This is a genomic window from Streptomyces himastatinicus ATCC 53653 (assembly GCF_000158915.1).
GTDB classification, from domain to species: Bacteria; Actinomycetota; Actinomycetes; order Streptomycetales; family Streptomycetaceae; genus Streptomyces; species Streptomyces himastatinicus.
Genome location: NZ_GG657754.1, coordinates 3,901,742 through 3,910,927 on the forward strand (window position 1 = coordinate 3,901,742; position 9,186 = coordinate 3,910,927).

Here is a 9,186-nt window from a genome sequence, read left to right on the forward strand (position 1 = left end):
CGAGCCCCCGCGCCCCTGATGTACCTGCCAGCCCACGGTGCCTGCGCCAAGGGGCCGCGGAGGCGTGCCTACGCCCCCACGGAACCCGCGCCTGCGGCATGCCCCGGGCGTGCGTACGCCCTCGCGCGGGGCGGGCCCGGCGGGGTCCCAGGGCCCCGCCCCCAAACCTCGGCGGGGAGCCACAACACAGCGTTCACGCCCCGTTCTCCGCGTCCTGTATAGCCTCGTTCCCATGAGCAGGCCGCCGTTTCTCACCCTTCCCGCGGGCGCGCGCGCCCTTCGGTTGTCGACCGCGCGTGGCGAGTTCGCCGTGCATGACGCGCGGCCCGGGCGCTCGTCGCGGGGGACCGTGTTGCTGGTACCGGGGTTCACCGGGAGCAAGGAGGACTTCATCGCGCTCCTGGAGCCGCTGGCCGCCGCCGGGTTCCGGGCGGTCGCGGTCGACGGGCGGGGGCAGCACGAGAGCCGGGGGCCGCGCGACGAGGCCGCGTACGCGCAGGACGAGCTGGCGCGGGATCTGCTGGCCCAGGCCACGGCGCTGGCGGACGGGGCGGGGCCGGTGCATGTGCTGGGGCACTCGCTCGGCGGGCTGATCGCACGGGCCGCCGTGCTCCGCTCCCCCGCCGCCTTCGCCTCGCTCACGATCATGAGTTCCGGGCCCGCCGCCATCGCACCCCCGCAGCAGGCCCGCACCAAGCTGCTGATCGACGCGCTGGGCGCGATGGACATGGAGTCCGTGTGGCTGGCGATGCGCGAACTCGATCCGCCCGAGGCGGCCGATGAGGTGACCCCGCCCGGCGTACGGGACTTTCTGCACACGCGCTGGATGGGCACCGTTCCGGAGCAGCTGATGGCCACCGGGCGGCAGCTGAACGGCGAGCCGGACCGGGTCGGGGAGCTGGCCGCGACGGCGCTCCCCAAGCATGTGCTGTCGGGCGAGGTGGACTACGCCTGGCCGGTGCCGCTGATGGACGCGATGGCCGAACGGCTGTCCGCCCACCGGACCGTGATCGAGGGCGCGGAGCACTCCCCCAACGCGGAGCGGCCGCATCCCACGGCGGACGCGCTGATCACGTTCTGGGACAGCATCGCCTAGTACTGCGCCTGGAGGTGCTCCCAGAAGCCGTCCCGCAGCGCGCGCCGCAGATCGGCGTGGGCGCGCAGGGACAGCCGCAGCATCCCCTCCGCGTCGATCAGCAGCTCCTGGTCGACCGAGCCGGGCAGATAGGGGTGGCCGGGCAGCAGGTCGGCGAGGCTTTCGCGGCCGCGCGCGGAGAGCCACTGGGCGGCGATCTGCGCGCCGATGAAGCGCACCTCGTCGCGGGAGGGCGCGGGCCCGCACAGGGGCGTGTCGCCGTTCGGCTCGTAGCCGGTGGCCCGCCGGGTGACGTACGGCTTGCAGAAGTCGAGGTCGAAGGTGCGCTGGCTGTCGACCTCCCACAGCAGCGGCTCGGCCTGGTTGCGCCCGTCGAGGGCCTCGATGCCCCACAGGTGGACGCGCGCTCCGTAGCCCTGCGCGGCCTCGACGGCGGAGACCAGGTCCTCGTCGCCGCCGATCAGCACCGCGTCGCCGATGGCCCGGTGCCGGGCGAGGGATTCGAGGTCGGAGCGGATGAGTGAGTCGACGCCCTTCTGCTGGTTGTTGGCGTTGAGGTTGCCCAGCCGGACCTTGACGTCGGGCAGCTCGGCGATGCTCTGCTGCTCCGGGGTGTGGATGCGGCGCCGGGCCCCGTCGAACCAGTAGACCCGCAGCAGCCGGCTGTCCGGGAAGATCATCCGGGCCTTGTCGATGAACGCCTCGATGATCCCCTCCGCGTCCAGCTCGAAGGCCCGGCGGTCCTCCGTTCCGGCGACGAGCCGCCCGGCGGCCGCGTAGACATATCCGGCGTCCACGAAGATCGCGTGGGTGGAGGGCGTGGTCGCGACCTCGGCCAGCACACGCTGTAGCAGCTCATTGGTGCGCTCGATGCCGTCGACGATCGAGGCGAGGTCTGGTTGGCCCGGGGGCATCACGTCACTCATACGCGGTTCATTCTCCGGGCCCCTTCCGGAGGGGCACAACCGGACTCCGTCCGATCGGCGCCCGACCAGGGAATACTTAGTCTGGCGAAAAATTTCATTAGCGTAGGGAATGTTTTCACGGCATGCTTCGTTGAACAGGTTGTGGAACGCGCGGCAGCGACGCCGCGCGTCTCCCGTACCCACCAGTTCTCCAGCAGGAGGATCAGACGAAGGGAGAAGCCTTGCAGCGCTTCGAGATCATGCGTCTTGACGATGTCGACGGGAACGCCGTGGACAGCACCGTCGTGGACGCCGCCTCCGTCAACCGGATCGTGCAGCAGGCCGCCGCGATCGGCCAGCGCATCTACATCCGTCCAGCCGAAACCGCCGCCCGGTAGTAGCACCGACGCAGAAGTAGTAACAGCAGACACGGACGCAGACGGGTCACCGACGAGACGAGAGTGACCGCACCCGACGCATTACCGCAGCCGCCCCCGTACGCCGTCGTACGGGGGCGCTTCGCGTGGGGCCAGCGCCGCCCGGCGCACGATCTCGGCGTAGACCTCGGGGTCGGTGGTGTACTCGCCGAGCCGACAGGTCTTACGGCTGCCGTGGTAGTCGCTGGAGCCCGTGGTGAGCAGCCCGTGCTCGGCGGCGATCGCGCGCAGCCGGGCCCTCGTCGGCTCGTCGTGGTCCATGTGGTCGACCTCGATGCCGTCGAGACCGGCCGCGGCCAGCTCCCCGATCGCGCTCTCCGGTACGCACTCGCCGCGCTTGACGGCCAGCGGATGCGCGAAGACGGCGACCCCGCCCGCGCCCTTGACCAGCCGGACCGCCTCGAAAGGGTCGAGCTCGTGCTTCTCCACGTACGCCCGGCCGCCGTTCGACAGCCACTCCGAGGAGAACGCGTCCGAGACGCTCTCCACGACGCCCGCCTCGACCATCGCGGTCGCGATGTGCGGCCGCCCGACGGCCCCGTCCCCGGCGATCTCCGCCACCCGCTCCCAGGTGACGGGCACGTCGAACTCGCGCAGCTTCGCGACCATCGCCTTGGCCCGGGGCACCCGGTCGTCGCGCACCAGCTCACGCTCGCGCGCCAGCTCGGGTTCGGCCGGATCGAAGAGATACGCCAGCATGTGCAGGCTCACCCCGCCCAGACGGCAGGACAGCTCGGCGCCGGTGACCAGCGTCAGCCCCTCCGGCAGCGCCCCGGCCGCCTCCTCGTAGCCGCCGACCGTGTCGTGGTCGGTGAGCGCGACGACGTCCAGACCGGCCGCGGCGGCATTGCGCACCAGCTCGGCGGGGGTGTCCGTACCGTCCGACGCGGTGGAGTGGGTGTGCAGATCGATGCGCACGAACGCGGGCTCCCAGCGGTAACAGGGTGAACAAGCAGCCTGCTTCAGGGTAGCCGCAGTGCGGGGCATGCCCGCGTCAGGGGGTGATCATCGCGGCCCGTACGTCAGGACAGCAGCCGCGGCGACAGCGCACCGCACGGCACCAGATCCACCTCGGCGCCCGCGTCCCGCAGATCGGTGAGCACCATCTCGTCGTACATCAGCAGCCCGGTCTGCTCGGGCCAGACCACCGCCCACAGCCACAGCCCGCACGCCTCGCCCGCGAACACCGCGCGGTCGTCCGGAGTGCCCTCGACGTGCCACAGCGGGGTGGGCCGCCCGGCGGCCAGCACCTTGACGTGCGGCGGCTTGTCCACCCGCATCCCGGGTCCGGGGTCGGGGCCGGGAATGCCCGCGTACCGCGCGCCGAGCCCCACGCCCAGCTCCTCCGCGATCAGCAGCAGCTCCCCCGGGCCACCCAGCGGGCCGGGGCCCGAGCAGGCCACGACGGTCGCGCGGCCGCCGTTGCGGTCGTCACCGGCGCACGCGACCCCGGTGAACAGCCAGCCGACGGGCAGCGGCCACGGCATCCATACGGGCACCCTGGCGCGGTTGGTGACCACCACGAGTGCTTCCACGCTCGGCGGGACGACCGGCTGAACGGGGTGCACCATGCCGTGCACACCGCACTGCCAGGAGTCGGCGAAGAGACCGGGCGCACGCACCCGGCCACCGCACTTCGGGCAACTGGGTTCGCCCCTCATAGGGCCCCACGGTCCTCCCCGCCCGTCCCCACGTCAAGGACGATCACCCGTGTGGAGGGAACGGGCTTCCGACGGCACATAGGACGGGCCTCAGACGAGCGGCACACCGGCCCTGGCCGGATCGCGCAGGTCCGTACCGTGCCGCAGCCAGCGGTCCTGGAGGGCCCCGGCGCCGTGGACCCGTTTCCACGCCGCCTCGTTCCCGGTCATCGGCAGCAGCGGCAGGAAGCGCACCGGCTCCATCGGCTCGATCAGCTCCAAGTCCTGGACCAGGCCGCCCGGTTCGCCGACGAGTACGGAGGTGAAGGGCGCCCCGGTCCACAGCGGGCCGCCCAGCTCCAGGGACGCGCCCGGGGCCACCACCACACCCTCGACCTGCGGCGAGGCGGCGAGCACGGCGAGCGGGCGCAGCACCTCGTCCAGGACGGCGGAGCCGGGTCCTGGGGCGCCGCTGCGCACGGTGAGGACCAGCTCGGCGCGCGGGCCGCGGAGGTGGTCGGCGACGGCGGCGGTGGGGTCGGTCATCGGATGGTCCGACATGCCGAGGGTGGCGTAACGGACGACGTTCCCGTCCGCGCGGAAACGCAGCACCTCGATGCGGTCCGTACCGACGAACGTGACGGCTGCGCGGGCGTCCGGCTCGCCCAGCGCGGTGATCAACCGGGCCTCGACCAGCTGCGTAACGTCTGACATGCGGTGAGCATAGATCGCGTATCGAACGGGCAAAGCGGCGGCTTAACGGTTCTGCCGACTGATAGCCTTGCTGCCTGCCCAGGGAAATACGTCGTCCCCCACGGGGGACCGGCCGGAGGAGGTGGGGCTGCGGTGGATCCTAGTCGACCGTGCAGTACCGACAGTTCTCCCGTCGTTTCCCCTTGGTATGCGGCTTCATGATCTGAAACCTTCCGTACCCCACCGCCTCGCGGTGAAACACGTGAAGTCTTCTCGCATCAAGGGCATGTGACGGCAGAGCGCCTTCGTATCGCATCTGTTCTTTGTTCTCCGCGAACTTCCGTCAGCGCCATCGCACGGAGCGCCGCCCGCTTTGCGGACGTACGTACGCCTCAGGGGAGTACCGTACGTCCACCTTCCGGGCGCCGCGCTGCGCCGCGCGCCCGCCGCTGACGGCCGGCCCGTGAAGGAGCCCGTCATGTCGATGATCCGTGACCTGCGTGCAGCCGTCCGCCCCGCCCTGCGCCTGGCCCACAAGGCCAGCAACTACGACACCACCCGCGACCCGTCCGTCACCAGCGCGATCGTCGACTGCGCCGTCTACCGCGACGGGAAGCGGGTCAGCGACCACGTCAGCCCCGCGCAGGCGATGGAGCGGGTGCGTGCCGAGGGCGGCTTCGCCTGGATCGGTCTGCACGAGCCGAACGAGCGCGAGTTCGCGGGCATCGCACAGGAGTTCGGGCTGCACCCGCTGGCCGTCGAGGACGCGGTGCAGGCGCACCAGCGGCCGAAGCTGGAGCGGTACGACGACAGCCTCTTCACCGTCTTCAAGACCATCCACTACGTGGAGCACGCCGAACTCACCGCGACCAGCGAGGTCGTGGAGACCGGCGAGGTGATGTGCTTCACCGGCCACAACTTCATCGTGACCGTGCGGCACGGCGGCCAGGGCTCGCTGCGCGCCCTGCGCCACCGGCTCCAGGAGGACCCGGAGCTGCTGGCCAAGGGCCCCTCGGCGGTGCTGCACGCCATCGCCGACCAGGTCGTGGACGGCTATCTGGCGGTCGCCGACGCCGTCCAGGACGACATCGACGAGGTCGAGATCGAGGTCTTCTCGCAGGCCACCTCCCGGCGCGGCGGCGACGCGGGCCGGATCTACCAGCTCAAGCGGGAGGTGCTGGAGTTCAAGCGGGCCGTCTCGCCGCTGCTGCGGCCGATGCAGCTGCTGAGCGAGCGTCCGATGCGGCTGGTGGACCCGGACATCCAGAAGTACTTCCGGGACGTCGCTGACCACCTGGCCCGGGTCAACGAGCAGGTGCTGGGCTTCGACGACCTGCTGAACTCGATCCTCCAGGCGAACCTCGCGCAGGCGACGGTCGCCCAGAACGAGGACATGCGAAAGATCACATCCTGGGCGGCGATCTGCGCCGTTCCGACGATGATCGCCGGGATCTACGGCATGAACTTCGACTACATGCCGGAGCTGCACTGGAGGTTCGGCTACCCGATGGTGCTGGCCGTCACGGTCGGGATCTGTGTCACGATCCACCGCGGGTTCAAGCGGAACGGCTGGCTCTAGTTGTGCTGTCCGGAGAGGTTGGTGATGCGGCTGGCTGGGGTGCGGCCGCTGATTCCGGTGTGGGGTCGGTGGTAGTTGTACCAGTCCAGCCAGTCGGGAAACGCTGCCTGCCGTTCGCCTTCTGAGGTGTAGGGCCGCTGGTAGGCCCACTCGTCCAGCAGGGTGCGGTGGAAGCGTTCGACCTTGCCGTTGGTCTGGGGCCGCCAGGGGCGGGTCCAGCGTGGGCGGATACCCAGCTCACGGCAGGTGTGGTGCCAGGTGTTCTTGCTGTAGGCCCAGGCGTTATCGGTCAGCACCCGCTCGACGGTCACGCCGCGTGCGGCGAACCAGGCGGCAGCTCGACGCAGGAAGTCCGCACAGGTGGCCGCCTGCTCGTCGGGCAGGTGCTCGGTGTAGGCAAGGCGGGAGTGGTCATCCAGCGCGGTGTGCAGGAAGGCATGGCCGGTCCCGTTCCTGTTCTTGCGGCCGGCTGCCCGGCCCAGGGCTTTGTGGCCGCCGCCGTCGGGGATGCGGCCGAGTTTCTTGACGTCGATGTGGACCAACTCGCCGGGGCGGGAGCGTTCGTACCGGCGGACGGGTTCGCCGGTGGCCCGGTCCAGCGTGGCCAGTGGTGGCAGGCCGTGGCGTTGAAGAATGCGGTGAGCAGTAGAGGCGGCGACGCCGGCACGGGCCGCCAGTCGCAGCGGACCGATCTGGTGTTCACGGCGCATCCGCAGCACCCGCTCCTCCACCAAGGCGGGCGTCCGGCGTGGTGAGTGGTGGGGGCGGCTGGAGCGGTCGTGCAGACCCGCTGCCCCGTGGCGGCGGTAGCGCCCGGCCCAGCGAGCGGCGGTGGTGTGGCTGACCTGGAACCGTTCGGCCGCCCGCCGCAGCGGCCAGCCGTCGTCGACGACGCACCGGGCCAGACGCAGCCTGCCGGTCGGGGTCAGCGGGGCGTTACGGTGGATCAACGAGGGCCTCCTGGGCATTGGTGCAGATGTCGCAATCCACACCGAAACCAGAGGCCCTCGCCTCGTTCAAGCACCCCTCACGGCGCGTCGCCCGTCACCAACGTGCCGGGACAGCACATCTAGTCGGCTGTGCGCGGGGCGTCCTGGGGCTGCTTACGGTCCGCCAGGACGACCAGCGCGAGCCCGCCGAGGATCACCACGAGCGCCGGGTAGGCGGCGACCGGCGGCTGCTGGCCCAGCCACACCGCCGCGATCAGGGCCGCGCCCGGCGTCTCCAGCAGGATCGCGGTCGACGTCACGGACGGGCCCAGGCCCTTGACCACCCGGTTGATCAGCGTGTGCCCGAGCAGCTGCGCGGTGACCATCAGCAGCACCAGCTTCAGCCAGGTGTCCGCGCCGTAGCCGTGCAGCCGCGCGCCCGCGACCAGGCAGGTCAGCAGCAGGCACACGCTGGTCGTAGAGTAGCAGACATAGGTGTACGCGGTCGTGCTGGCCACCCGGCGCACCTCCGCCCCCAGCAGCACGTACCCGGCCGCGGCCACGCCGCCCACCAGGGCGAGCGCGTCGCCCGCGAGGGCCTGCGGGGAGGCGGACAGGTCGACCCCGGTGAGGATCACCACACCGAGGAACGCGAGCACCGTGCCGAGGGTCGCCGCCGGGGACGGGCGGTGGCCGCGCAGCCGCAGCAGCAGCGCGGTCCAGATCGGGGTCGTGGTCACCAGCGCGGTCGAGGAGGCCACGGACGTCATGTGCAGGCTCGGCAGCCAGGTCCCGAAGTGCACGGCGAGCAGCGCCCCCGAGGCGGCCGAGAGCGCCACCGCCCGGCGCCCCATCCGGCGCAGCTCGCCCCGGTGGCGCCACAGCGCGAGCGGGGTGAGGGCGCCGACCGCCATGGCGTTGCGCCAGAACGCGATGGCGAGGGCGGGGGCCGCGGTCGCGGCGGCCAGCGGGGCGGAGAGCGACACCCCGGCGACGGCGACGGCCAGCAGGGCGGCGTCCAGGGACGGGTGCGGTGCGGTGATGACGGCGGCGGGCGTGCGGGTGGAGCGCGTCGTGGGCACGGGCTCAGCGTAAGGTGCGTGCGCCGTGCATGGAACTGTCATTTCGCTGGGTGGGATGCGCGGAGGGCACCGGCCGCGCTGTCCTAGGCTGTTCGCATGACGCCGACGCCTACGCCTACGCCGCTGGACGCCATGGACCCGATCGACCGTGCCCTGGTCGAGGAGGCGGCCAAGAAGTCCGCCCTGGTCTGGGTTCAGGGCTCCGAGGGTGCCGCCCGCGCCCTGTGGCACATCTGGCACGAGGGCGCCGTCTGCCTCGTCGGGGACGGCCCCGACGAGCAGCCGCTGAAGGGGCTCGGGCTCGTGGACGGCGGCACCGCGACGGTGACCTTCCGCAGCAAGGACAAGGGCGGGCGGCTGGTCGGCTGGCCCGCGCGGGTGGTCGAACTCACCCCGGGCGGAGAGGCGTGGACGGCGGCCGTCGGCGAGCTGAAGGGCAAGCGGCTGAACGCGGTGGACGCGGACTCGATCGAGGACCGGTGGGCCCGGGAGTGCCGGGTGCTGCGGTTGGAGCCGGTGCCTGGTGCGGCGCTGGTGGAGGCGGAGTCCGGGTCGCTCGCGGCGGCGCCGCTGCCGACTTCCGCCGTGACGCGGCGGCCGATTCCGGCGGGGTTGCCGAAGCTGTTGGCGCGGGGGAAGCGGGCCCGCAAGGCGGGTTGATTTCCCCACCCCGCCCCTTCCCGAAACCGGGGGCAAGCCCCCGGACCCCCGATGCGGGGCTCCGCCCCGGACCCCGCCGGGGCTCCGCCCCTGGACCCCGCTCCTCAAGCGCCGGAGGGGCTGGGCGTTACGCCCGGAGGGGCTGGGGGTTACGCCCGGAGGGGC

10 protein-coding genes are annotated in these 9,186 nt (G+C 71.9%); 4 read left to right on the forward strand and 6 right to left on the reverse strand.

Annotation, left to right across the window (positions count from 1 at the left end; all coding sequences use genetic code 11):
- Positions 1–232 precede the first annotated feature (232 nt).
- The gene (locus tag SSOG_RS15830; protein WP_009715240.1) at positions 233–1,096 is read left to right on the forward strand and encodes an alpha/beta fold hydrolase; all 864 of its coding nucleotides are present in this window, start codon (positions 233–235) and stop codon (positions 1,094–1,096) included.
- On the opposite strand, the gene SSOG_RS15835 is transcribed toward SSOG_RS15830, so the two are convergent.
- Positions 1,093–2,022, reverse strand: a complete 930-nt coding sequence (locus tag SSOG_RS15835; protein WP_009715241.1) for an NYN domain-containing protein — start codon at positions 2,020–2,022, stop codon at positions 1,093–1,095. The two genes, SSOG_RS15830 and SSOG_RS15835, sit on opposite strands and share 4 nt — an antisense overlap.
- A 221-nt stretch (positions 2,023–2,243) precedes the next feature.
- Here SSOG_RS15835 and SSOG_RS52360 point away from each other — a divergent pair, with 221 nt between their 5' ends.
- Positions 2,244–2,399, forward strand: a complete 156-nt coding sequence (locus tag SSOG_RS52360; RefSeq protein ID WP_009715242.1) for a hypothetical protein — start codon at positions 2,244–2,246, stop codon at positions 2,397–2,399.
- An 81-nt stretch (positions 2,400–2,480) separates the two neighbouring features.
- Here the strand turns inward: SSOG_RS52360 and SSOG_RS15840 are convergent, their stop codons facing one another.
- The 3 genes from SSOG_RS15840 to SSOG_RS15850 all read right to left on the reverse strand — a co-directional run bounded on the left by SSOG_RS15840 (position 2,481) and on the right by SSOG_RS15850 (position 4,792).
- The gene (locus SSOG_RS15840) at positions 2,481–3,356 is read right to left on the reverse strand and encodes a PHP domain-containing protein (RefSeq protein WP_009715243.1); all 876 of its coding nucleotides are present in this window, start codon (positions 3,354–3,356) and stop codon (positions 2,481–2,483) included.
- A gap of 104 nt (positions 3,357–3,460) precedes the next feature.
- Entirely contained in the window at positions 3,461–4,099 is a 639-nt protein-coding gene (locus SSOG_RS15845) for a DUF6758 family protein (RefSeq protein WP_009715244.1), read from the reverse strand.
- A gap of 90 nt (positions 4,100–4,189) precedes the next feature.
- On the reverse strand, positions 4,190–4,792 hold the full coding sequence (locus tag SSOG_RS15850; RefSeq protein ID WP_009715245.1) for a suppressor of fused domain protein: 603 nt from the start codon (positions 4,790–4,792) through the stop codon (positions 4,190–4,192).
- Positions 4,793–5,249: 457 nt separating this feature from the next.
- On the opposite strand from SSOG_RS15850, the gene SSOG_RS15855 reads away from it, so the two are divergent.
- On the forward strand, positions 5,250–6,350 hold the full coding sequence (locus SSOG_RS15855; RefSeq protein ID WP_039937709.1) for a magnesium and cobalt transport protein CorA: 1,101 nt from the start codon (positions 5,250–5,252) through the stop codon (positions 6,348–6,350).
- On the opposite strand, the gene SSOG_RS15860 is transcribed toward SSOG_RS15855, so the two are convergent.
- Together SSOG_RS15860 and SSOG_RS15865 are read right to left on the reverse strand one after the other, a co-directional pair.
- The gene (locus tag SSOG_RS15860) at positions 6,347–7,300 is read right to left on the reverse strand and encodes an IS481 family transposase (RefSeq protein ID WP_039937712.1); all 954 of its coding nucleotides are present in this window, start codon (positions 7,298–7,300) and stop codon (positions 6,347–6,349) included. The genes SSOG_RS15855 and SSOG_RS15860 overlap by 4 nt on opposite strands.
- Positions 7,301–7,419: 119 nt before the next feature.
- Positions 7,420–8,403 carry a DMT family transporter gene (locus SSOG_RS15865; RefSeq protein ID WP_009715248.1) on the reverse strand — a complete coding sequence of 328 codons (984 nt, stop codon included), beginning with the start codon at positions 8,401–8,403 and terminating at the stop codon, positions 7,420–7,422.
- A 54-nt stretch (positions 8,404–8,457) separates the two neighbouring features.
- Here SSOG_RS15865 and SSOG_RS15870 point away from each other — a divergent pair, with 54 nt between their 5' ends.
- Positions 8,458–9,021: a hypothetical protein gene (locus SSOG_RS15870; protein ID WP_245606304.1), complete on the forward strand. Its 564-nt coding sequence runs from the start codon at positions 8,458–8,460 to the stop codon at positions 9,019–9,021.
- The last annotated feature ends 165 nt before the right edge of the window (positions 9,022–9,186 follow it).